Source organism: Nocardia heshunensis (assembly GCF_054782115.1).
Map to the genome: position 1 here is coordinate 1 of NZ_BAAGTC010000066.1, position 1214 is coordinate 1214.

Annotated in this window: 1 protein-coding gene; it reads right to left on the bottom strand. The window is 67.1% G+C overall.

What is annotated here, in order from left to right:
- Nucleotides 1-15 precede the first annotated feature (15 nt).
- A complete protein-coding gene (locus ACYVN4_RS45195) occupies nucleotides 16-1155 on the bottom strand; it encodes an IS30 family transposase (protein WP_460730506.1) in 1140 nt (379 codons plus the stop codon).
- Nucleotides 1156-1214: the final 59 nt, after the last annotated feature.

Below are 1214 nucleotides of genomic sequence, written 5' to 3' on the forward strand. Positions count from 1 at the left end.
TGCGGGTTCAGGCGGTCATCGCAACACTTCGTCGAGTGCTTCTGATGGTGTGTGGAATCCGAGGGTTTGTCGAGGCCGGCCGTTGAGTTCGTCGGCGATGGCGTCGAGGTCGTGCTGGGTGTAGTGGCGCAGGTCTGCGGCGCGGGGAAGATATTGGCGGACAAGGCCGTTGGTGTTTTCGTTGCTGCCGCGCTGCCAGGGACTGTTCGGATCGCAGAAGTAGACCGGAACGCCGGTGGCGACGGTGAAGCGAGCGTGTTCAGCCATTTCGAAGCCTTGATCCCAGGTCAGCGTCCGTCGCAGCGCGGCCGGCAGGGTCACGATCTTCGCGGCCAGGGCTGCGGCGACTAGGTCTGCGCGTTTGCCGTCGGGCAGCGACACGAGCATCAGGAACCGGGTGGATCGTTCCACCAGGGTGGCGATGCAGGACGGGCCGTGCCCGCAGAGCAGGTCACCTTCCCAGTGGCCGGGCACTGCTCGGTCGGCGGCCTCGGCAGGGCGTTGGGAGATGGTGAGCACGCCGCGGCGTTGCCCTCGCCCGTCGGGTTGGCGCGCGACGCGAGGGCGGCGGGTGGAGCGTGGTTTGCGCAGGTAGTGGGTCAGTTCGTGGCGCAGGTCGCCGCGGGCCTGGATGAACAGGGCCCGGTAGATCGTTTCGTGCGACACATATCCCATGCTGCGCTGCGGATCCCGGCGCAGCCAGCCCGCGATCTGCTGCGGCGACCAGCGTCGAGCCAGTAGTTCGGCCACGACCGCGGCCAGCTGCGGATTCCGCGATAGTTTCGTCGGTTTCGGCCGGATCGCTCGTGCCCACGCCGTTTGGTCGGCGGCCACGGCGCGATAGGCGAGGCGGCCGCCGTTGCCGGCGACCTCGCGTGAGATCGTCGAGGGTGCGCGGCCCAACTCTCGGGCGATGCCGCGCAGTGATTGTCCGGTGGCCAAGCCGCGGGAAATCTGTTCTCGTTCAACGGGACTCAACCGCAGCTCGCCGCGCCGTCGCGGCACCGGCCGCACGCCGCCGCAGCGTTTGAGCAGGTCTCGCACGGTCGAGGGATTGCGGCGCATCTCCCGGGCCAGCACTTTCACTGCCTGCCCGGATCTCCACCGCCGCCAGACTTCGTCGACCTCGGCTGCCGACAAGGGTGTTCTGGTCATCACGCATCACCTGTTTCGCCTGAACAAAACCATTGTTGCGCTGACCTATTGAAACCACA